Below are 22,200 nucleotides of genomic sequence, written 5' to 3'. Positions count from 1 at the left end.
CTCTCGGGGAGGTTGAGTCGAAGCTCCTCGAGACGTTGAAACTCCACTGATCAAGGCACTAACGCATTTGACCCAACACAGGTTTGGAGCACGGCACGGTGGGGAAGCCGGCCCAACTCTATCGCCACCGGTGAGATCTGCTCGAGCTTCTCAGCCCGACTGGCCGAATCCGCGAATGGCTTCAACAGCTGCGTCGATCGACGGGTCATCCGCGTCGTCTCTCAAAGCATGCAATTGCGAGATGATGTCTTTGAGACGACGCTCGGACGGTGTGAGTTGTGAAGCGTACGCAGGGTCCAAGAGGTATTCGCGACTGTCGGTCGAGAGCATGAGCAGGTAGTCGAGAAAGATCTCAAGCACCCGGCCAGCCATCGCGATATCGGTGCCTTCTGGGGTCATCGGCTGGAGTGTGATCTTGTTCTTCCACGCTTTGCGTTCCAACGAGTCGTCGCTGAGTGTCAATGCCAGGGCTCGTCGTGCGATGGACTCCGGTGACATCTGTCGAACGTCGTGGAGGATTTGATGGAAGTGGTCATCTCCGAGGCCGAATCCGATGAACACGAGGCGTTTCGTGACGAGGCTGGCTTTGACGAGGGCCGCGAGGACGTTCCGGTTGGCGTCGAAGCCGAGGTAGTCGGTGCGGGTGAGCACGATCGTCGATTCGTCTGCGACATTGCCATGCATCTTCAGCAGCCAACGGTGGGCATCGGGTGCTTCGTCTCCGGGTATGACGGCGCACGGTTGCCCTGCGTCATTGCTGGCGATCTCGAAGAGCTCATCGTAGTTGAGCGTGATCGCCTGCTCGAGGGGGAGATTGGCGATGAGCGTCGGAGCAAGTCCGTACGATTGCCTGTTCACGAGTTCTGCGACGGCCGCATTGAATGACTCGGGACTGTCGTAGAGATTTTTGAGGATCTCGGCCTGATCGAGCACGTTCTTCTTCGAGAGGCTAGTCTTCTCGTCATCATTCAGTTGCCCAGTGACCGCTGAAGAAAGCTCAGCCACAAGACTGTCCCATGACGGGGCGCCAGCAGACATACTGATCCCCGCACCGAGGAATGGTACGACGTTGCCGGCGAGGCAGTCGTGAGCGAGCTCTTCGGCTGCAGAGCGAACTGCAGGGCTGAGCTCCGACCAGCGCTCCTGTCGGTCAGCCCGTCGAATTCGTTGCGCGAGACCGATCTGCGAGGCATCGCGAACCACAATGACAATGTCGACGCCGTGGCGGTGTGCGGCCAGTTCGGCAGCCTCGATCACGGTTCGGATGAGGTCCCCGATGACTCCAGCACCGCCACCTCCGCCCGAGCCGATGATCGGCATGGCAAGCAATGGGAGAGGGCGTTTCGTCGTCACCTCAAGCGTATCCAGCGCTTCAACGGCCACTCTTGCGAAGTCATCGATGATGCCGACGAACTCTGCGGTCTCGGTGAAGCCGAAGATCGGAACGGCTGTGAAGATCGGCAGGGGAGTGTGTGCGGTCCAGGACGGTGGCGCCGACGCATGGACCTTCCCGTCGTGGAAGCGCCGATCATCGAAATCTGCGATCGCGCGCCGGAGTGCGTCATTGCCTCTGGTCCAGTGAGGGAGGACGTTGAGGGTCCGGTCTGTTGACACCATCCAGGCGTCGCAGGCGACATGGGTGAGATCGCCCCTGGTGACGAAGACGTGGGGAGTGGGGTGCGTTGTGGCGTAGTCGTCGAACCCAGATTGCGTCATGAAGCCATTATCTACACACGCAGCGCCGGTTGCTTGGTGCGGACTGCTTACGGTTTAGTGGCATCTGATCTGGCTTGTTCACACGCAAGCCTGGAAGGATACACAACATGCCAATCCCTTACCCGAAGGAGTTCCTTAACAACGTCATCCGCGTCGCTTTGACCGGTGAGAAGGGCTCCAGGATCGTCCAGATCGCTAAGGACAACGGCGTCCTGACTAAATGGATCCATCAAGCCGAGAACGACGCCTGCAACAAACCCGGACATACGGCGGACTAATCCACCGAACTCCGCGAACTCTGAAACCGTAACCGACACTTGGCGTAGGAGAACGATGTTCTACGCCGTGACGAGCTGCATTAACTCGGTATAGTCGGTCACCACGTCGTAAGTGACGTCATCGCCATTCTCCTTACTGAGGGAGGCGAAGAACTTGCGGGCACACTCGATCTTGGCGTCCTCAACGCCCTTGAGTTGCAGTGTGGACAGCGAGCCCTTGGTCTCGGCTACGAAGTAGACGTGCTTGACGCTGCCCTCGGTGAACGCGATAGCCCAATCGGGGTTGTAATCGCCGACGGGCGTGGGGATGAAGAAGCCTCGCGGGAGCTTCGCATAGACAGCGACCTCGTGGCTTGTGTCGAGTTCGGTGACGAACTCCCGCTCGATCTTGGAGTCGGTGACCACGTAGTCGTAGACGTGCTTTTTGAGCTTCGATCCTGCCTTCGAGAAGTCTTGGGCGGTCTGGTTCTCGGTGAAGATCGCTGAGTCAAATCGATCTTCGAGTGCGTCGTAGGCGAGGTGCTCGACGATGACCGTAGCCTTCTGCTCGTTGATGAGGCGGGCAGCCTCGGTGATGAACTGTTCGGGGTTGACGCGGAACTTGGCGAACGTTTCCGTTGTGACGCCGCTGAGTATCGCAGCGACCGTGCGACGGGTGAGTTGGGTCTTCTCAGTGATCTCACCCAGTAGGTCGTACTTCACCTGCGAGCCCGCGCTGACGGTTTCGGTGTGCGTATGCGTGGTCTGCATTGCGAAGCCGGCGCCGTTGGTCAGGTCGTCCGACTCCAACTGTTCGCGCTGTTGGCCGGCTTGTACAACGTATTGCAGCGCAGCGACGTTGAGGTGTTTGTCTAGGTGAACGATTGCCTTGCGGATCAATTCGTCGGAGTCAAACTCAACCTGGTAGACGGCGCGGTGGTTGATTCTGCCCCACAAGGCTTGGAACTCCTTGCGCGCGAAGTTGGCCTCGTTCAGCGGAATCTTCTTCGGCTTACGATCGTCAATAGGCACCGGCAGGTCAAGGTTAAGCACGTCGATCAGCGGCCACACGAAGTCGATTACCGGTTTGAGCACCTCAGAGGTAGGAGCGGCGAGTGTTCCGTTTTCCTTGTCCAGTTTGTAGCTGTCGGAGATTGTATCGTCGTCGTTTACATAGTCGTTCTTGACCAGGTACTTGTAGAGCGCTTGGGCCACGACCTCCTCGATGACCGACTCGCCCGAGGGAGTCTGGATGGTCTTGCCGACAAAGAACTTGACGCTGGCCTTGCGCGGCCGGGCGGCGAGCGTTTCGGAGATTTCGCGTTGAAGGCCCGTCACGAAGTCGGTATAGGACTCGTCAGTGACGACAGTCAACTCGTTGATGTTGTGCACCGTGACGGGGTTGTCCGTCCGCTCCCCGTGCTGGTCAACAGCCAGCCGCAAGCCGCGTCCAATTTCCTGGCGACGGGAAACGTTGTTGTCGCTCTTTTTGAGCATGCCCATGACGAACACGTTGGGGTTGTCCCAGCCTTCGCGCAGTGCGGAGTGCGAGAAGATGAACCGGACGGGTTCGGCGAAGGACAGCAGGCGTTCCTTGTCTTTGAGGATCAGATCGTAGGCGTCAGTGTCGGTGGACTGGCCCTTGTCGTCGCCTCGGCCGGAGACCTTGCCGTCGACTTGGTGCTTAGTCTTCTTGTCGATGGAGAAGTAGCCCTCGTGTACCTGGCGCACGTCGTCACGACGCAAGTAGGCCTGGTACTCTTCTGTCGCCGTGTCGATGGCAAGTTCGCCCAGCACTTCGTCACGGATCGCGGCGTATTCCTCCTCGAACATGCGCGCGTAGTCGCCGAGGGTATCCTCGCGGTTGTAGTCCCGGTACTTCGCGACCTCATCGATGAAGTACAGCGAGAGTACCTTGATGCCTTGGCTAAACAGCTCCCGCTCCTTGTCCAGATGCGCGCGGACGACCTCGCGTATCTGGATCCGGCGCTTGGTCTCTTCGGTGACATCTCGGTCGGCAAGCTGCCCGGCCAAGATGACATCGCCGTTGCTCAGCTCGATCACATCGCGGTTGGCGTCAACTTCGGTGATGAAGAGCCCTTTGTATGCCTCGATCCCATTGGAGATATCGTGGAGGTTGTCGCGCTTGTAGAGTCGTTTGACCTGTCGTTTGATGCCGGAAGCAGTCTGTACTTCGATCTCGACCCGCGCGCGCGGTTGAGCACTCTTCGTGATCTCGATAGCGTCCAGGTACAGGTAAGCTGTCGATCCGGCGAGTCCTTTCACAGTGATGCCCCGCACCGCGATCTTCTTCACGAGCATTTGGTTATAGGCATCCAACGCGTCGAGGCGGTGCACTTTTGTGTGGTTGACCTTGTGAGTGGCGGAGTATCTAAGTAGCATCAACGCGTTGAACCGTGACAGCGCTTCCAGTGACTTGGGTGCTCCGATCTTCTGAGGCTCGTCGATGATCACGATCGGGCGGTTTGCGCTGATGACATCGATCGGACGGCGGGACTGGAAATCATCCAGCTCGTCGTAGATGCGGCGGTTGTCCTTGCCCGTGGCGTTGAACGCCTGGATGTTGATGATCATGACCTGCACCCCGGCATCCGAACTGAACCGCTCCAACTCGTGCAGCTGGGAGGAGTTGTAGATGAACGAGCGCGGCTTGGTGCCGTAGAGCTGCTGGAAGTGCTCGGCAGTTACGTCGAACGACTTTTTCACCCCCTCGCGGATCGCAACCGACGGCACCACGATTATGTACTTTGACCAGCCGTACCGCTTTTGGAGCTCCATGATTGTCTTGATGTAAACGTAGGTTTTGCCCGTGCCGGTCTCCATCTCCACGTCAAGGTTCGGTGCGCCTGGAGCTGCAGCGCTGGAAGCGAGTTCGGCAGACAGTGGGAGGTTCCGTGAGCGCTGAACCGCGTTTACATTCTCCAGCAGTTGCGCTCCCGACAGGACGATCTCAGCGTTGCGCAGACCGGCGTCTGGGCGCTCCTCAGCCTCGAACAGGGCCAGAGCCGTCGCGGGGCGGACCTTGCCTGGGTCAATCCGGTAGGAGATTCCGTCGTATTTCGGTTGCCCGGCGAAGGTCTCGACTACAGCATCGACAGCATCGGTCTGGTACTGCTGAACCTTGAATTGGAGCTTCATCGAGTATCTATCTTTCTAAAATCGGTGCTTTTCGTCGTCGCTGCTAGAAGGATACGAGCGGAGGAGATGCGCGTGTTCGCTTTGATCCCGTAAGTATAGAAATACTTCTGACATCGTCATCCCTCTTGCGAGGTGGCGCGAACTGTGAGCCTTCGTCTCGCGCGCAAGAAGGCTCGCACCATAGCGTTGTGCGGGTGCCGCCGTTGTCGATAATGCCGTCTCGTCGCATCTTCGTTAGGAGGTTCGTAAGCTTGGATGCCTTCTGCTGCTGAGAGTGTCCCGCCGAGAGCAGGGCTCGCCAGTCTCTGTGGTCAGCGTGTCTTTGAAGGCGGCGCAATCCAGTCAGCCGGGGTGTGTACTGCGTGTCGGCATGGGGTCGGTAGCTAATGTTGTCGGCTGTCGCGCCGGTCGCTGCGATTATGTAGCGAGTGATCCGGTGGAAAAGTCTGCGACCGTCGATTGAGCCGTCACTTCGCAGGTGGCGGACAGTCTTCTCGCTGATGGAGGTTCCCCCCTGCACTTGATCCAGCGCGAGGACGTATTCGAGGGGATGATCGGAGCGGACTATGAGCAGTTGGGAGTCAGACTCATCGATCACAGCACCAGGGCTTTTGAGCTTCATCTCGCGGGTGTTGCTGAGACGGTAGTTGGAAAGCGGAAAGAACCGAAGAACAGGGTCTTGCGTCCAGCGATAGATTCCATAACCCATCTGGTCGAAGCGGTTCTGTTCGGTCATCGCCTCGACGAGGAACAATTTGCGGTGTTGCCACGGGGTAAGCTCGCTGAGGGCATCGCTGGCGGGTCCATCGTCAAAGAACTCGCCTACACTCTCGAAGATAATGAGGTCGGCATGATCAGTGACGATGATCCGAGAGCTCCGTGTGTAGCCCCGGTGCGCGATGCAGTTGTAGAGCACCTCGAGCGGGCCGCGCTCGTCGTACTTGCTGATCTCCCTATAGACCAGCTTGTCAAGCGGCAGGGGCCGAAGCTGCACGATACGGATTCGCTTCGTAAGCGCCGTGGTGCTCAACAAGAGCGGGAGCTGGAAGTGTCTGTTCGCCCGCCGCTCGCCAATGAGCTGCCACGTCGTTTGCGCGAGGTACGAGGTCAACTGAATTTTCGATGTTTCGACACCGGCTAGTAGGAACGCGGTCAGCGTGACCAGGCCATCACGGGTCAACCGCGCCATGGACAAGAACGTCACGTCGTCCCATGCATTGATGTTGCTGGGTGGGATAAGAGACATGTAACGTTCGGTGAACCACAGACGTGCGAGGACCGATGCCGCCGGAGCGAGGTTGCCTAGCGTGGCGTTCGGAATGGGTTCAGCCGACCGATCTTTACTGATAGTTCGTCGCCGAATCTCATCAAACGAGAGAGGCACTAACCTTTTGCTTGTGCTAGCGCGATAGTGGTCATCCCGCGAGATCGGGACGCCGCGGCGTGCCGCTGGCACTTTTATAGGTAACTCGCACTTACCCACGTGCATGATTTCGTCGGCTTCATGGTCAGTCAGCCACTGACCGATCCACTGATGGAGGTGAGACTTCAACTCTTGGAGCAGCGTTATATCGAAGAGATGTGTTGTGCCGACGACATGCCTAGCGTCCGCGACTCTGAACGTGAGCCACTCAAACCTGTACCCATTCAAGTTTCCCTCGTTGCTCAGCGCAAAGACGTGCGTACCGGTCGTCTTGTCCTCCAAGTTCTCGCACTCAGCCTTTTTTAGCTCGACAACCTCGTTCTCCCAACCGGCCCGCAACCGGTTGACAAGTCCGATGAGTTCACCGTCCTTCAGGGGCATGTCGTTCCTCAGATTGTCCGTACCTCAGTCGCGGGCGAAATCTCGCGAAACACCTGCTCGGCGTTGATGCGCGCAGCATCAGACTCGAAGGCATCGTCGCGGAATACCGTTCGGAGCGGACCTCGCTCAGCAATCTGGCGGACAACTGCCGGAGTCACGGACTCAGCGAAGCAAGCGATCAGCGCATCATCTTCGACCGAGAAGACCTCGTGACCGTCGACATCCTCGCGCACTATTGCCAGAGTCAGCTCAAGTCCCCAGTCAAGAAGTACCTGAAACAAGAGGTCATCGCCTGAACGACCGGCCAATATGCTCGGCTCCAAGGAACTTAGCTCGCGCTGCTCAATGTCATCCGCAGCTCTGAGCACGTCAGACTTGTTGCTGTTATCAACACGCAACGACCGGAAGCCTACATCCTCACCTTCGCGAAGAACCCCCAGAGCATCCCCCGCCTTTCGGAGACGCTCGCGGCCGATGTCGGCGATCGTTCGAAAACCGTGCTGGGCGGCGACTGAGCCAGTCTCGCAGGCTTCGTCGAGCTGAACGGATATGAACTGTCGTCGCCCCCCATCCAAATGGTTCAACTCCATCACTGCATGAGCCGTGGAACCGGACCCCGCGAAAAAGTCCATCACGATTGATTCGGGTACCGTCGAAATGGAAATCAGCTTCTTCAGAAGGTCCAGCGGCTTCGGATGATCGAAGACTGGAGCACCGAACATAGCGCGCACCTCGCGTGTTCCAGCCTCCGTACGAACTTCCGTCTCATCCCAGATTGTCTTTGCTTTCTGCGTGGTTGGTCGGTGCTTCTCGTATACGTTCCATGATCCAGTGCGGACTTGTCGAGCAACCAGTTGTGACTTGCGAGGGTCACCGACCTGGATAGCGTCGCTGGCTCTGTCTCTTCCCCAGCGCCAGCAACTTTCCTCACCCTGGCTGTTCCGAGGTACGGTCTCAATCCCATAACCTGAGCGCGGTTCGAGAGAGACTGCCGAGTACCCATGCTCATCTGTCAGGTCTGGATTGATATAGAAGCTGTAGAACAGGTTGGGCCGGTTGCCGCGGTGGAACTTCGGGTTTCGATTCCTTAGCTCACGTGCCTCATATGGGCCGGTCTCGTCTACCAGTGGCAGAGCTGAGGTGTCTCTCGGGAGGTCGTAGATGCCGGCGCCATCCGTGCGACCGTAGATCACGAGGTATTCATGGGTCTGCGCGAGTGGCAGGTAGTCACGACCGCCCTTGTTGGCTTGCACGACGACCTGTGCTACTCGACCGTCATTGCCGAACAGCTCATCGAGCATCTGGCCGAGCCTCGCAGCCTCTTTATCGTCGATGCTAATTGCGATGACGCCGTCATCTGAAAGGAGTGTTCGCGCGAGCTTGAGTCGTGAGTACATCATGCTCAGCCAGTTAGAGTGGAACCGCCCGTTTGACTCAGTATTCGCAGTTAAGCGTTCCCCGGAGGGGGTGACTTGACTTGAACGCGCTAAGTACTCGGATGAGGTTTCCGCGAAGTTGTCGTTGTAGACGAAGTCGTTGCCGGTGTTGTAGGGCGGATCGATATAAATCAGCTTCACCTTGCCCAGGTACGACTCCTGGAGCAGCTTGAGTGCATTGAGATTGTCACCTTCGATGAAGAGATTCTTAGTGGTGTCAAAGTTTACCGACTCCTCGTGTACCGGACGAAGCGTCTTCGCAATCGGGGCATTTGCGGCGAATGCAGCGGCACGTTTGCCGGGCCAATCGAGCCTGTACCGCTCCTGCGGCCCCTCGACGACGTGGTCACTGAGTTCTTGGCGCAGCAGGTCGAAGTCAACGGCGAGGGTCACTTCGCCCTCTGCGTTTTTCGATTCGGTGATGACTTGCGGAAAGAGATCGGCGAGGCGCTCTATATTGCGGACGGTGAAGTCGGGTGATGTCATTCGTATTCTTTCCACGAGTTACCTTTGCTGCTCCAGTTCATCTTGCTTGGCCTTGAGGGTGCGGCGGAGTTCTACCTTGCGGTTGAACTGTGGCTCCGTTCGAAGCTTGCGCTCCAAAGACGCGACCTCGCGCTCGAGCTTGCGCACTGCGGCCAGTCTGTCGGCGACGTCTGACATTTCCTCGCCAGGTCGTGCCGTGATCCGCGTAAGCGGCTGCAGGAGTGCTGCGTAGAGCGCGGGCAGCGTGATCGCCGTCGGTATGGCCTGCCGACTCGTGTCGTCTGGCTGCCAACCGGTAGAGTAGTACGCGCTGAGCTTGGGCACCCCGGCCCCGAGCTGCTTGTGCGCCGCGACCGTGCGAGCCTCGTGTTGCTCGGCACGGGGGCGGGTGATTTCGAAGATGATCGGGAACGGGATGGCCTTGTCGATGGCTCCCAGGACAACCTCGCTGACGTCGTCGCTCTTGGCGTCGATCGTGAAGACCTGTATCTCCGGCACCGTCGCCGCGCCGGGCAGATTGATCGTGGCCTCAGCGAGTTTGTATGCCCAGGTGATGCGTTGGACTTCGTTAATGAACTTCTCGCGCACTGCGGTAATGACGGTGCCGTGCTCGTAGAACTTCTCTTTGGGCACTCGTCGGCCGAACTTTGCTGCTTCTGGCCAGCGGTAGAGGATGTCAGTCATCGTTGCCGCCTTGGACGGGGTCTACGACGGCGATGAACGCGGTCAGCTCGAAGTCATCGAGTCCGGCGATGGTCTGAGTGAGGGCAGTGGTGCTGCCGACGGTGAAGAGACTGTCGATGTCGCGTTCTTCGGTGACATCGATGATGGAGTGGATCGCGTCGGTAAGCAGCGCCGAGTACTTGCCCATCTGGGCGCCCTCGCCGGTCGCCGCGTTGAACAAGCCGACGACATTAGAGACCGGCTCCTCGTAAGGTCGGCAACCGGCACGAAGCAGGTCAAGGAGGTGTTTGGCTTCGGTTTGGTTCGCGATGACCTCGCCCTGGTCGTCGAGGTACACGAGGTAGTGCGGATGGAGCCGGTTGCCACGGCTGCCCTCCTTACCGGAGAACGCAGCCTCGTCTGAGGTGAGTTTTCGGAGGGCGAAGATGACGCCGGGTCGCAACCCATTGCTGGGGTCTGCGGGGATCACAGCGTGGAGGCCGCGCGGCGCGGTCTCGAGGTCGCCGTGTTCCTTCATGTAGCCAAGTAGGTCCATGCGGAAGTCGTTTAGACCGAGATCGATGATCGAGACTCCAGTCCGGACATCCTCGAGATCGATGACCTCATCTTGGAGCTTTCGAAGCTGCTCCTTGCGGAAAGCGACGTCAGAGTCTTCGAGGGAGAGGACGTTGTCATCGGCGGTGCTGGCAAGATCAGCGATGACCATGCGATTCTCGACGCGTTCTTTGAGGTTGATGTATTCGTCGAGAGAGATGTCAGGCCAGAAGTTCACGAGCTGAATCTGGCTGTTGGTGGAACCGATGCGGTCGATGCGCCCGAATCGCTGGACGATTCGCACGGGGTTCCAGTGAATGTCATAGTTGATCAGGTAGTCGCAGTCCTGGAGGTTCTGGCCCTCGCTGATCACGTCGGTGCCGATGAGCACGTCTAGCTCGCGGGTCTCGTGTGGCATCGTGAGATGGCGTTGCTTGGAGCGTGGCGAGAACAGCGACATGACTTGCTGGAAGTCGAAGCCCGTTCCGAGGGTTGTCTTCGCTCCGTGGGTGCCGCCAGTAATCACGGCCGTTTCCAGACCGGCGGATGCGAGGGTGGGCGCAAGTTCTCGGTAGAGGTAGTCCGCGGTGTCAGCAAAGGCGGAAAACACGAGTACTTTGCGATTGCCGTCGTTGATCGGGTACTGAGCCTTGTCCTCGATGAGCTTCTTGAGTTTGCGGAGCTTGAGATCGTGCCCGGGGGCGACCTTGCGCATTTCGTCGAGGAGTTCCCGCAAGGTCTCGCGGTCGTGCCATAGGTCACGTTGCCAGGATTCGATGTCGAGGTCGCCGAGGTCGATCTTGATTTTCTCGCCGAAGGAGAGCGCCTCAATATTGGCGTCGTCTTCGTCGTCGACATCGAAGTCCAGCTCCGTGAGGTCTGGGTTCAGGCCGGCTAGATTGCCCGCATGGTTGCTGATTCGCCCGAGCGTGTGGGTGACTGAGTCTTCGATCTTCGCCAGAGTGAGGCGGAAGGCGTCGACCGAACTCTCCAGCCGCTTAAGCAGGTTCACCGTCATGAGCTTTTTCAAACCCTGTTCACGACCGGCTTGCCCGAGGTTGGACCGGGCACTCCCGGCGGTGACGTTGTACAGGTCTTCGTACTTGGTTCGCCGGCTCGGGAACACATAGGCGAGCGGGGTGTACACGGCGAGCGACAGGGCTTGGAGCTGCTCGAAGATGTCGTTGAAGCCGGGTACGTCGGGGAGGTCAGTAAGCGGCTCGCGGATGGACAGAGGTTGGCGACGTTGCGGGAAGGCACCGATCTCAGTGGTGTCGTAGAAGGCCTGGATATGCTTGCGAGAACGGGCGATGGTGACCGAGTCGAGCAGTTCAAAGAAGTCCAAGTCGAGCATCTGGAGGATGCGGTCGGTGGTGCGGTGCTCGGTGTCGAACTTGGACCACTCGTTGAATACTCGCTGTGCGTTGGAGAAGACATTTTCGACCGTGGTAGACAGGCTTAGATGTTTGGCGAGGTTTTCGGATTCGCCCTCGTAGGCGAGCTGGAGCTGGTTCTTGAGGTCGTTGAACTTGTTGTTCACCGGGGTGGCGGAAAGCATCAACACTTTAGTCTTCACACCCTCGCGGATGACCTGGCGCATGAGGCGCTGGTAGCGTGACTCCTTCTCCTCGGCGTAATCGGCGTTGCGGAAGTTATGGGACTCGTCGATCACGACGAGGTCGTAGTTCCCCCAGTTGATCCGATCCAGTCGCAGGCCTAGCGACTCTCCCTTTGTGCGAGAAAGGTCCGTGTGCGCGAGCACGTCGTAGTTGAATCGGTCGGAGGCAAAGATGTTGGTCGTGAGGTTGGCGTTGTAGTTCGTCCAGTTCTCCGCGAGCTTCTTCGGGCACAGCACCAGCACAGACTTGTTACGCAATTCGTAGTACTTGATGACGGCGAGTGCGGTGAAGGTCTTGCCCAGGCCCACGGAGTCGGCAAGAATACAGCCGTTGTACGTCTCCAATTTGTTGATGATGCCGGTCGCTGCGTCGCGCTGGAAGTTGTAGAGGCTCTGCCACACCTGCGTCTCTTGATAGCCGGTGCGGTCGTTCGGCAGCACGTCCTCGTTGATGTCGTCGAGGAACTCTGCGAACAGGTTGTAGAGGATCAGGAAGTAGATGCGTGCCGGAGAGTTCTCGGTATACACGCTCGTTAGGTGGTCATGCACTGCCTGAGTGACATCACTGACCTGCTCTGGGTTGCTCCAAATCTGGTCGAACAACTGCATGTACTGCTCGGTCATAGGGGCTTGATCAATTCGGTTCACGAAGCTTGAGACAGCGTTGCCTCGCTCGTAGCCGATATCGGCGGTGGTGAACCCTTGGAGCTGGGTATAGGCGGTCTTGTCATCGACCACCGCAAACTGCTGCATCGGGTTTCCGGCGGCGTTCGAGCGGAAGGTAACTTTGCGGCGGACCCAGTCTGCGCACTCGCGGGCGATCGCTCGCTGGGTGAGCTTATTGCGCAATCTGATCTCGAAATCGGATCCGGCGAGGCTCGACTCGGCATGGCCATCGTGGATGAAGAACTCCCGGCGCTCTTTGCGGAGCTTGTCCGTGACCTCCTCAGCCACGAATGACGGCGAAGTGAAGATGAACTCCAGTTCGGAGACCTTCTCCAGTTCATTTCGGAGCGCCTCGAACGCGAAGATCGAGAACGTCGACGCCGCGATGCGCAACTTCGACCCTGGCGCGATCTCAGCCTTGAGATCGTCGCCCAGAAGGTCGCTGACATTATTGATGATCTGCACGCGACTACTCGGCATCCTCGTCGCGGCTGGAGCAATATACGCCACCTCGGCGCTCGCATTCGTCGATCTCGCTGGCTTGAATCCTCCAGAGGCGGCCGAACTTGCGGTCAGGAACGGCCTTCTCGGCGCTCCAGGTGTACACGGTTGACCCGAAGCCGCCGGCGATGCCATCCGCGGTTAGCCACGAGTCAGCCACCTTGATCCTCCTTTAGTCTGTGGCCCAGGTAGGCCAGCCTCCCCGATAATACCGGCAGAGGCATTGTTTGGAGCGAGTTTAGTCGAGCGTGGTCAAACGAGGTGCGCCCGAGGGCTTTCGCGCAGGACTCACAAAGGCTGAGTTGACTCCAGACCCTATGCCCTCAGCACAACCTTCCCCGTCGTCTTCCGCCCCTCGAGCGCACGGTGCGCTTCAGCGGCCTCGGCCAACGGGAACGTTTCACCGATGCGGAAGTCGAGCCAGCCCTTCTCGACGCCGCTCGAGACCATCGCCCACCGCTTCGCCAGCGCCTCGGGAGTCGCGACCATCCACACGAGCGACGGCCGCGAAAGGAAGATCCCACCCGAAGAGTTCAGCCGCTGAATGTCGAACGGCGGGACCTGACCCGACGCCCCGCCGAAGAGCACCATCGACCCCAACGGCTTGATTGAGGCCAACGACGCATCGAACGTGTCCTTGCCGACACCGTCATAGGCGACCTCGACACCCTCGCCGTCGGTGAGCGACCGCACGGTCGCTGCCACATCGACGTCCGGCCCGTAGAGGAACACCTCATCGGCACCGGCCTGACGAGCAAGCTCCGCCTTCTCCTCGGTGCTGACCGTCGAGATGACATTGCCGCCCAAATGCTTGATGATCTGCGTGAGCACAAGCCCGACACCACCCGCCCCTGCATGGACGAGCGCCGTATCACCCGGCTTGATCGCATGCGAGGTCGTCGCCAGATACTGCGCGGTGAGCCCCTGCAACGGCATCGCCGCAGCCACCTCGGCGCTCACACCCTCAGGAACGGTGAGGAGGTTGTCCGTCGCCACGACGACCTGCGTCGCATACGACCCCGGACCCTCATGCCACGCCACCCGATCACCGACCTGGTAACTCTCGACACCCTCACCCACCTCGGCGATATGTCCCGTACCCTCGACCCCGACGACATGCGGATAATCCATCGGATAGACCCCCGAGCGCCGATACGTATCGATGAAGTTCACGCCCGCCGCCTCGACGTCGACGAGCACCTCACCCGGCCCCGGCCTCGGCGTCTCGACCTCCGAAAACTCCAGCACCTCGGGGCCACCGGCCTGCATTGCTCGAACCGCCTGGGTCATCACGCCTCCTGCATATAATTTAATGATGCTGTATGGTTATTCATATGAACGATCTGACGGTCGCCGTCTCCGGCGCCACCGGCTATGCCGGGGGAGAGGTCCTCCGACTGCTGAGCACCCACCCCCACCTCACCGTCACCACCGTGTGCGGTCACTCCAGCGTGGGCGAGAAGCTCGGCAGGCACCAGCCCCACCTTCCCCGGTACGCGGACTTCGTCATCGCCGATTCCACCGCCGAGGTGCTCGCCGGCCACGATGTCGTCATCCTCGCCCTGCCCCACGGCAAGTCCGGGGCGATCGCCCGGGAACTGGCCGAGACCAGCCCCGATACCCTGATCGTAGACCTTGCCGCCGACCACCGGCTCATCAGTCCCGCAGCGTGGGAGGCCTTCTACGGCTCACCCCACCAGGGCACATGGACCTACGGCCTGCCCGAACTCCTGCTGGCCGACGGGACGAAGCAGCGCACGCAGCTGAGCGAGACCACCCGCATCGCCGTGCCCGGGTGCAACGTCACTGCTGTGACCCTCGGCCTCGCACCGTTGCTCGCCGCGGGCCTCATCTCACCGAAGGGACTGAATGCGGTTCTCGCGAACGGCGTCTCCGGGGCAGGCAAGTCGCTGAAACCCCACCTCATCGCCGCCGAGATCCTCGGCGACGCCTCTCCCTACGGCACCGGCGGCACCCACCGCCACGTCCCCGAGATCGAACAGAACCTCAACGGCGTCCTCGGCGCCGACCCTGCCGACGGTCCCGTCCGCATCTCCTTCACCCCGACTCTCGTCCCCACGTCGCGAGGCATCCTCGCAACGCTGACCGCCGACCCGGGGGAGAACGCACCACGTACAGCCGACGGCAGTATCGACGGTGCGGCCCTCACGCCGGCCCTGACCGCAGCACTCACCGAGACCTACGCCGACGAACCCTTCGTCCGAGTCCTCCCCGAGGGCCAATGGCCGCGCACCTCGGCGACGACCGGATCGAACGTCGCCCAGATCCAAGCCACCTTCGACGCCCGTGCAGAGAAGATCCTCGTCGTCGTGGCACTCGACAACCTCGTCCGCGGCACCGCCGGCCAAGCCCTCCAATCCATCCATCTCGCCCTCGGTCTCGACGAGACCACCGCCCTGCCGCTCGAAGGAGTCGCCCCATGAGCGTGACCGCCCCCCTCGGCTTCACAGCCGCCGGACTCACCGCCGGCCTCAAACCCAGCGGCAAGAAAGACCTCGCCCTCGTCGTCAACCAAGGGCCCAGCACCGCCGTCGCTGCCGTCTACACGTCGAACCGGTGCCAAGCCAACCCCGTCATCTGGTCGAAGCAGGTCTCCGCCACCGGCCACGCCCGCGCCGTCGTCCTCAACTCCGGAGGCGCGAACTGCTACACCGGCGACTACGGATTCGCGACCACCCAACTCACCGCCGAGAACACCGCGACCCTCCTCACCGACTCCGGCATCCCCACTCAGGCCGACGAGGTCCTCATCTGCTCGACCGGTCTCATCGGCGTCGGCGGTGAGGAGTTCCGGGCAGGGATCCTCGACCACCTGCCCGAGCTCGTCGCCGCAGCCGACGACTCCGTCACCGGGGGAGCGAACGCCGCCGAGGCGATCATGACCACCGACACCGTCGCGAAGACCGCAACAGCTGAGGGCACCGGTTACACGATCGGCGGCATGGCCAAAGGTGCGGGCATGCTCGCCCCGGGACTGGCGACGATGCTCGTCGTCATCACCACCGACGCCCCCCTCGACCCGGCCGTCCTCGACGCAGCCCTGCGCGCAGCCACCCGCACCACCTTCGACCGCCTCGACACCGACGGGTGCATGTCGACGAACGACACCGTCATCCTTATGAGCTCGGGAGCTGCGGACACGACGGTCGACGAGGGCGAATTCGGGGACCTCCTCGGCGGGCTCTGCCACGACCTCATGCGCCAACTCCACATCGACGCCGAAGGCGCCCACCATGACATCGCCATCACCACCCGCGGCGCCGCCTCGGAGGACGACGCGCTCACCGTCTCCCGGTCCGTGGGCCGGTCGAACCTCTTCAAGGCCGCGATCTTCGGGGAGGACCCCAACTGGGGTCGCGTCGTCGCCCAGGTGGGGACCACCTCGGCGGAGTTCGACCCCACGACCATCGACGTCACCATTAACGGCGTCGAGGTGTGCCGGGCCTCCGGTCCGTTCGCGGACCCCGCCGAGGTGGTCTTCGGACGCGAGGTCGACGTCGTCATCGACCTCCACGCCGGGGACGCGACGGCCACCGTCTGGACCTCGGACCTCACCCACGATTACGTCGAAGAGAACAGCGCCTACTCCACATGAGCACTCAGCCCGACTTCTCCACGAAATCCACCGCCGCCCGCCTCGCCGCCGCCCAGGTCAAGGCCGAAGCCCTGACCGAGGCGCTGCCGTGGATCAAGACCTTCGCCGGGGCCACGATCGTCATCAAATACGGCGGCAACGCGATGATCTCCCCGGAACTCCAGCAGTCGTTCGCCGACGACATCGCGTTCCTCCGCTTCGCCGGCATCCGCCCCGTCGTCGTCCACGGCGGGGGACCGCAGATCTCCGCGATGCTCGCCAAGCTCGGCATCGAATCCGAATTCAAAGCCGGACAGCGGGTGACGAGCGAGGAAGCCGCCGAGGTCATCCGCATGGTCCTCGCCGGCCAGGTCAACCGCGACATCGTCTCCCGCATCAACATGAACGGCAACGCCGCGATCGGGCTCTCCGGTGAGGACGCCGACCTCCTGCTCGCCCACAAGACCGTCGCCGAGGTGGACGGACAGACCGTCGACCTCGGCCGGGTGGGCGAGATCGCCGAGGTCAACACCACCGTCCTCACCGAACTCCTCGACGCCGGCCGGGTGCCCGTCATCTGCTCGATCGCCGCGGAGATCGGCGGGCAGGCCGGCAAACCGCTCAACATCAACGCCGACCTCGCCGCCTCCGCCGTCGCGAAGGCACTCAAGGCACAGAAGCTCATCATGCTCACCGACGTCCCCGGCCTCTACGCGAACTGGCCCGACACGTCCTCGCTCATCTCCCGCATCGGACCCGACCGTTTGCGCGCCCTGCTGCCGAGCCTTGACGCGGGGATGATCCCGAAGATGACCGCGGCCCTCGAAGCGATCGAACACGGTGTGCAGCAGGCCCACATCATCGACGGCCGGATGGCGCATTCGCTGCTCCTCGAGGTGTTCACGTCCGAGGGCATCGGGACGATGGTCGAGGACACGGTCGTCGAACCCGCCCCTCTCGGCGATGGGCACCGGGGGCACGCCGACGAGACCGACGAGTATGCGGAGGCGAGCGATGAGTGAGACGACCTGGCGCGATGACTTCTCCCGCGTCCTCTCACCCGTCTTCGGGACACCCCAGCTCGACATCGTCCGCGGTCGTGGCTCCTACGTCTGGGATGCCGATGGGAAGCAGTACCTCGACCTGCTCGCCGGGATCGCGGTCAACGCCCTCGGCCACTGCCACCCCGCATGGGTGAAGGCCGTGTCCGAGCAGGCCGCGACGCTGGGCCACATCTCGAACTTCTTCACCTCGCCCCCGCAGATCGCCCTAGCTGAGAAGATCCACGAGATCCTCGACTTGCCCGAAGGCTCCGCCGTGTTCCTCTCGAACTCTGGCGCCGAGGCGAACGAAGCCGCCCTGAAGATGGCCCGCCGCGCTGGCGGTGGGGGACGCCCGATCATCATCGCCGTCGACGGCGCCTTCCACGGCCGGACGATGGGCGCCCTGTCGCTCACCGCGAAGGCCGCCTACCGTGAGCCCTTCGCCCCCGGTGTGCCCGGCGTCGTCCACGTGCCCTTTGGTGACGTCGACGCGCTCGCCGCGGCGATCAACGACACGACCGCGGCCGTGTTCATCGAACCCATCCAAGGCGAGGTCGGCGTCCGCACCCACCCCGCCGGATACCTGCGTGCGGCCCGCGAGCTCACCTCGGCGGCCGGGGCCCTGCTCATCCTCGACGAAGTGCAGTCGGGCATCGGGCGGACGGGGAACTGGTTCGCCCACCAGGATCCCTCGATCGGCGAAGGCGTCGTCCCCGACATCATCACCTCGGCGAAGGGCCTCGGCGGCGGCATGCCGATCGGGGCGACGATCACCGTCGGCACCGAAAACACCGGCCTGCTCTCGGCCGGTCAGCACGGGACGACCTTCGGCGGCAACCCCATCGCGTGCGCCGCCGCGCTCGCCGTCCTCACCACGATCGAAACCGAGGGACTGCTCGATCATGCGGGACGCCTCGGCGAACAGCTGAGCACTGAACTCGCGAGCGTTCCCGGCGTCGCCGGGGTCACCGGGCAGGGACTCCTCCTCGGAGTCGAACTGGCCGGGGACAGTCCCGATGCGAAGGCCGTCGCCGCCCGGGCGCTCGAGGCGGGATTCATCGTCAACCCGGTCACCCCCGAACGCCTGCGCCTCGCCCCGCCGCTCAACATCACGCACGAGGAGATCGCCCCGTTCCTCACCGCCCTGCCCGACCTCCTCACACACGACTGACTAGGACCACGATGACCCGCCATTTCCTCAAGGACACCGACCTCAGCCCCACCGAACTCGCCGAGGTCCTCGACCTCGCCGCCGAGCTCAAAGCCGACCCCTACTCGCGGACCCCGCTCGCGGGACCGCAGACGGCCGCGGTGATCTTCGACAAGACCTCGACCCGCACCCGCGTCTCCTTCGCCGCCGGCATCGCGGCCCTCGGCGGGCAGCCGCTCATCATCAACCCCGGTGAGGCGCAGCTCGGGCACAAGGAGTCCATCGCCGACACCGCCCAGGTCATGGCACGGATGGTCTCGGCGATTATCTGGCGCACCTACTCCCAGGCGGGGCTTGAGGAGATGGCCGCGCATTCGACCGTGCCGGTCATCAATGCACTCTCCGACGACTTCCACCCGTGCCAGATCCTGGCCGACCTGCTCACGATCCGCGAACACCGCGGGAAACTGGCGGGGCTGACGATGAGCTACTTCGGCGACGGGGCGAACAACATGGCGAACTCGTACGCGCTCGGCGGCGTCAACGCCGGCATGCACGTGCGCATCGCCGCCCCCGCCGAGCACCAGCCCGACGAGGCGATCGTCGCCGAGGCGAACGCCCTGGCCGCGACGACCGGCGGATCGCTCACGGTCACCGACGACCCGGTGGCGGCCGCCTTCGGTGCCGACGTCCTCATCACCGACACGTGGGTGTCGATGGGTCAGGACGCAGCCGGCCGCGACGATGACGCGTCCCCGTTCGTCAAGTACCAGGTGACGCAGGAGCTCATGAACTCAGGCAACGACGCGATGTTCCTCCACTGCCTGCCCGCCTACCGGGGCAAAGAGGTCACGGCCGAGGTCATCGACGGCCCCGCCTCGGCGGTCTTCGACGAAGCCGAGAACCGCCTCCACGCGCAGAAGGCCCTGCTGACGTTCCTCCTGGAATCGCGATGAGCGAGAACAGCGTTCCTCACCCCGGCGCTGCGCCGCTGACGAAGACGGCCCGGCAGCAGAAGATCATCGACCTCATTACCCGCCGGTCCGTGCACTCGCAGATCGAGCTCGCCGATGAGCTCGCGACGCTCGGGATCTCCGTCACCCAGGCGACGCTGTCGCGCGACCTCGCCGAGGTGGGGGCCGTGAAGATCCGGTCGACCTCGGGATCCGTGTACGCCGTCCCCGGTGAGGGCGGCGATCGCAGCCTTCAGCAGTCGACGGGGGACAGCCTCGATGCGAAGCTGCCGCGGCTGCTCGAGGAGCTGCTCGTCTCCGCAGCCGCGCAGGACTCGATGGTCGTGCTGCGCACACCGCCGGGGGCCGCGCAGTATCTCGCCTCCGCGATCGACCGGTCGTCGATGTCGGGGATCTTCGGCACGATCGCCGGCGACGACACCGTCCTCGTCATCGCCGATGCCGCGGTCGGCGGGCAGGCGCTCGCCGAGACGTTCCTCGAATTGGCCGCCGGTGGGGTCGGGGACGGGTGAGGGGGCGGCGTGGTTGTGGCGCGGATGACGGGCGACAGAGGGCGCCGATCCACGCGAACTCTGCGTCGATCCACGCGTACCTTGGCCCGATCAACGCGGCGCCGGAAATCCGCGTCGCCCGCGACGCGGAATCCGGGCCCCGCGTGGAACGAGCGGCGAGGTGTCCGGAGCGCGGTGAGCCACGCCTGGTTCGCAGAGCGGGCCTCGATCCACGCGAACTCTGCGTCGATCCACGCGGCACCGGAAATCCGCGTCGCCCGCGACGCGGAATCCCTACCCCGCGTGGAACGAGCGGGCGAACGCGCCAAGCACCGCCTCGGCGGCGATGAGACAATGACTGACGATGACCGATCCCAGGTGGGATGCGGACGAACGGCCGGGAGACGGCACGAAAGGACGAGAAGTGAGTGAACGACTGAGCCTGTGGGGCGGACGCTTCTCCGATGGGCCGGCCGATGCGCTGGCCGCGCTGAGCAAGTCGACCGACTTCGACTGGCGCCTGGCCCACTACGACATCGCCGGGTCGAAGGCGCACGCCTCGGTCCTCAACCGGGCGGGTCTGCTCACCGACGATGAGCTCGCGGGGATGCTCGCAGCACTCGATGAACTCGGTCGCCGGGTCGAGGCGGGGGAGTACGTTGCCGCCGAATCCGACGAAGACGTCCACTCCTCGCTCGAGCGGGGGCTCATCGAGATCGCAGGGCCTGAACTCGGCGGGAAGCTGCGGGCCGGACGCTCACGCAACGACCAGATCGCGACGATGGGACGGATGTACCTGCGCGATCACGCCCGTGAGATCGCCGGGCTTGTCCTCGACGCCGTCGATGTCCTCATCGCGCAGGCTGAGGAGCACCCTGAGGCGCCGATGCCCGGGCGCACCCACCTCCAGCATGCGCAGCCGGTGCTGCTCGCCCATCATCTCCTCGCCCATGCGTGGCCGCTGCTGCGCGATGTCGAACGGCTCGCCGACTTCGACGACCGTGCCGGGGTCTCCGCGTACGGGTCGGGTGCGCTCGCCGGGTCGTCGCTCGGGCTCGACCCGCAGGCCGTGGCTGCCGACCTCGGGTTCGCCGACTCGGTGGAGAACTCGATCGACGGCACCGCCTCGCGTGACGTGTTCGCCGAATACCTCTTCATCACCGCGATGATCGGCATCGACCTCTCGCGCCTGAGCGAGGAGGTCATCGCGTGGGCGACGAAGGAGTTCTCGTTCGTCACGCTTCACGACGCGTACTCGACCGGGTCGTCGATCATGCCGCAGAAGAAGAACCCCGACGTCGCCGAGCTCACCCGCGGCAAGGCCGGTCGCCTCATCGGCGATCTCACCGGATTGCTCGCGACCCTCAAGGCGCTGCCGCTGGCCTACAACCGTGACCTGCAGGAGGACAAGGAGCCGGTCTTCGACGCGACCGGCACCCTCGAACTCCTCCTGCCCGCGTTCACCGGGATGATCGCGACGCTGACCTTCGACACCGAGCGCATGGCGTATCTCGCCCCGCGCGGGTTTGCGCTCGCCACCGACATCGCCGAGTGGCTCGTCCGCCGAGGTGTGCCCTTCCGTGTCGCCCACGAGCTCTCGGGAGCGGCGGTTCAGCTCGCCGAGTCCCGCGACGTCGAGCTGTGGGATCTCACCGATGAGGACTACGCCGGAATCTCTGAACACCTCACCCCTGAGGTGCGCGAAGTGCTCACGACGCTCGGCTCGATCGACTCACGGGATGCGAAGGGTGGGACCGCGCGCTCGGCCGTGGCCGTGCAGGTGGAGAACGCCCGCGCCGAGGTGGCCCGCCTGCGCGAGTTCGCGGAATCGCCGCGGAGCGTGTGAGGACCCGAAGTAGGTTCCCACCCTTGCATTTTTGAGCATCCGAGTGAGGCGATTTCGTTATTTTCCCGGATGCGCACGCTGTTCTGCGACTGTGTCGCGGAAGCTCCGAATTAAGTGATCGAATTCTTCGAATGAGTCGAGAGGGGCTGTGGATTAGTGGCTCATCGCAGTTGAGGGTGTAGTCGGGGTCTGAATCCGCCGGCCTCGAGTAGAGATCGGGCGATGTAGTGGGTGAGGTTG

16 protein-coding genes are annotated in these 22,200 nt (G+C 62.4%); 8 read left to right on the top strand and 8 right to left on the bottom strand.

Annotated elements, in window-relative coordinates; all coding sequences use genetic code 11:
* Positions 1–150: 150 nt before the first annotated feature.
* On the bottom strand, positions 151–1,716 hold the full coding sequence (locus tag AAHA49_RS17355) for an SIR2 family protein (protein WP_342039134.1): 1,566 nt from the start codon (positions 1,714–1,716) through the stop codon (positions 151–153).
* A 107-nt stretch (positions 1,717–1,823) separates the two neighbouring features.
* Between AAHA49_RS17355 and AAHA49_RS17350 the strand changes: the two genes are divergently transcribed.
* A complete protein-coding gene (locus AAHA49_RS17350; RefSeq protein ID WP_342039133.1) occupies positions 1,824–1,994 on the top strand; it encodes a hypothetical protein in 171 nt (56 codons plus the stop codon).
* Between the two features lie 60 nt (positions 1,995–2,054).
* On the opposite strand, the gene AAHA49_RS17345 is transcribed toward AAHA49_RS17350, so the two are convergent.
* From AAHA49_RS17345 to AAHA49_RS17315, 7 genes are all read right to left on the bottom strand, one after another.
* Positions 2,055–5,132 (bottom strand): type III restriction-modification system endonuclease, encoded by a 3,078-nt coding sequence (locus AAHA49_RS17345; RefSeq protein ID WP_342039132.1) that lies wholly within the window; start codon positions 5,130–5,132, stop codon positions 2,055–2,057.
* Positions 5,133–5,175: 43 nt separating this feature from the next.
* Positions 5,176–6,936, bottom strand: coding sequence for a hypothetical protein (locus AAHA49_RS17340; protein ID WP_342039131.1), 1,761 nt, complete (start codon positions 6,934–6,936; stop codon positions 5,176–5,178).
* Positions 6,937–6,944: 8 nt separating this feature from the next.
* A complete protein-coding gene (locus AAHA49_RS17335) occupies positions 6,945–8,858 on the bottom strand; it encodes a site-specific DNA-methyltransferase (RefSeq protein ID WP_342039130.1) in 1,914 nt (637 codons plus the stop codon).
* A gap of 18 nt (positions 8,859–8,876) precedes the next feature.
* On the bottom strand, positions 8,877–9,542 hold the full coding sequence (locus AAHA49_RS17330; RefSeq protein WP_342039129.1) for a DUF4391 domain-containing protein: 666 nt from the start codon (positions 9,540–9,542) through the stop codon (positions 8,877–8,879).
* Positions 9,535–12,825: a helicase-related protein gene (locus AAHA49_RS17325; RefSeq protein ID WP_342039128.1), complete on the bottom strand. Its 3,291-nt coding sequence runs from the start codon at positions 12,823–12,825 to the stop codon at positions 9,535–9,537. Before AAHA49_RS17325 ends, AAHA49_RS17330 begins: the two co-directional genes overlap by 8 nt.
* A 4-nt stretch (positions 12,826–12,829) precedes the next feature.
* A complete protein-coding gene (locus AAHA49_RS17320; RefSeq protein ID WP_342039127.1) occupies positions 12,830–13,021 on the bottom strand; it encodes a DNA-binding protein in 192 nt (63 codons plus the stop codon).
* 155 nt (positions 13,022–13,176) lie between these two features.
* Positions 13,177–14,151 (bottom strand): quinone oxidoreductase family protein, encoded by a 975-nt coding sequence (locus tag AAHA49_RS17315; protein ID WP_342039126.1) that lies wholly within the window; start codon positions 14,149–14,151, stop codon positions 13,177–13,179.
* A gap of 44 nt (positions 14,152–14,195) precedes the next feature.
* Here AAHA49_RS17315 and argC point away from each other — a divergent pair, with 44 nt between their 5' ends.
* The 7 genes from argC (at position 14,196) to argH (ending at position 21,960) form a co-directional block, all read left to right on the top strand.
* On the top strand, positions 14,196–15,305 hold the full coding sequence (argC, locus tag AAHA49_RS17310; RefSeq protein WP_342039125.1) for an N-acetyl-gamma-glutamyl-phosphate reductase: 1,110 nt from the start codon (positions 14,196–14,198) through the stop codon (positions 15,303–15,305).
* Positions 15,302–16,477: a bifunctional glutamate N-acetyltransferase/amino-acid acetyltransferase ArgJ gene (gene argJ / locus AAHA49_RS17305; protein ID WP_342039124.1), complete on the top strand. Its 1,176-nt coding sequence runs from the start codon at positions 15,302–15,304 to the stop codon at positions 16,475–16,477. The genes argC and argJ overlap by 4 nt, the downstream gene beginning before the upstream one ends.
* Positions 16,474–17,478, top strand: a complete 1,005-nt coding sequence (gene argB, locus AAHA49_RS17300) for an acetylglutamate kinase (protein WP_342039123.1) — start codon at positions 16,474–16,476, stop codon at positions 17,476–17,478. Before argJ ends, argB begins: the two co-directional genes overlap by 4 nt.
* Positions 17,471–18,670 (top strand): acetylornithine transaminase, encoded by a 1,200-nt coding sequence (locus AAHA49_RS17295; protein WP_342039122.1) that lies wholly within the window; start codon positions 17,471–17,473, stop codon positions 18,668–18,670. Before argB ends, AAHA49_RS17295 begins: the two co-directional genes overlap by 8 nt.
* Before the next feature lie 11 nt (positions 18,671–18,681).
* Entirely contained in the window at positions 18,682–19,605 is a 924-nt protein-coding gene (argF, locus tag AAHA49_RS17290) for an ornithine carbamoyltransferase (RefSeq protein ID WP_342039121.1), read from the top strand.
* Positions 19,602–20,135, top strand: a complete 534-nt coding sequence (locus AAHA49_RS17285) for an arginine repressor (RefSeq protein ID WP_167560358.1) — start codon at positions 19,602–19,604, stop codon at positions 20,133–20,135. The genes argF and AAHA49_RS17285 overlap by 4 nt, the downstream gene beginning before the upstream one ends.
* Positions 20,136–20,538: 403 nt before the next feature.
* The gene (argH, locus tag AAHA49_RS17280) at positions 20,539–21,960 is read left to right on the top strand and encodes an argininosuccinate lyase (RefSeq protein ID WP_167560356.1); all 1,422 of its coding nucleotides are present in this window, start codon (positions 20,539–20,541) and stop codon (positions 21,958–21,960) included.
* Positions 21,961–22,200: the final 240 nt, after the last annotated feature.

It is taken from the genome of Brevibacterium ammoniilyticum (assembly GCF_038429965.1).
GTDB classification, from domain to species: domain Bacteria; phylum Actinomycetota; class Actinomycetes; order Actinomycetales; family Brevibacteriaceae; genus Brevibacterium; species Brevibacterium ammoniilyticum.
This window is presented reverse-complemented; position numbering and strand designations above follow the sequence as displayed.

Coding starts and splice junctions, on each gene's coding strand:
- AAHA49_RS17335 (WP_342039130.1), bottom strand. CDS start 8,858: ATGACATCACCCGACTTCACCGTCCGCAATATAGAGCGCCTCGCCGAT.
- argJ (WP_342039124.1), top strand. CDS start 15,302: ATGAGCGTGACCGCCCCCCTCGGCTTCACAGCCGCCGGACTCACCGCC.
- AAHA49_RS17355 (WP_342039134.1), bottom strand. CDS start 1,716: ATGACGCAATCTGGGTTCGACGACTACGCCACAACGCACCCCACTCCC.
- AAHA49_RS17285 (WP_167560358.1), top strand. CDS start 19,602: ATGAGCGAGAACAGCGTTCCTCACCCCGGCGCTGCGCCGCTGACGAAG.
- argB (WP_342039123.1), top strand. CDS start 16,474: ATGAGCACTCAGCCCGACTTCTCCACGAAATCCACCGCCGCCCGCCTC.
- AAHA49_RS17315 (WP_342039126.1), bottom strand. CDS start 14,151: ATGACCCAGGCGGTTCGAGCAATGCAGGCCGGTGGCCCCGAGGTGCTG.
- AAHA49_RS17345 (WP_342039132.1), bottom strand. CDS start 5,132: ATGAAGCTCCAATTCAAGGTTCAGCAGTACCAGACCGATGCTGTCGAT.
- AAHA49_RS17295 (WP_342039122.1), top strand. CDS start 17,471: ATGAGTGAGACGACCTGGCGCGATGACTTCTCCCGCGTCCTCTCACCC.
- argF (WP_342039121.1), top strand. CDS start 18,682: ATGACCCGCCATTTCCTCAAGGACACCGACCTCAGCCCCACCGAACTC.
- argC (WP_342039125.1), top strand. CDS start 14,196: ATGAACGATCTGACGGTCGCCGTCTCCGGCGCCACCGGCTATGCCGGG.
- AAHA49_RS17340 (WP_342039131.1), bottom strand. CDS start 6,936: ATGCCCCTGAAGGACGGTGAACTCATCGGACTTGTCAACCGGTTGCGG.
- AAHA49_RS17330 (WP_342039129.1), bottom strand. CDS start 9,542: ATGACTGACATCCTCTACCGCTGGCCAGAAGCAGCAAAGTTCGGCCGA.
- AAHA49_RS17350 (WP_342039133.1), top strand. CDS start 1,824: ATGCCAATCCCTTACCCGAAGGAGTTCCTTAACAACGTCATCCGCGTC.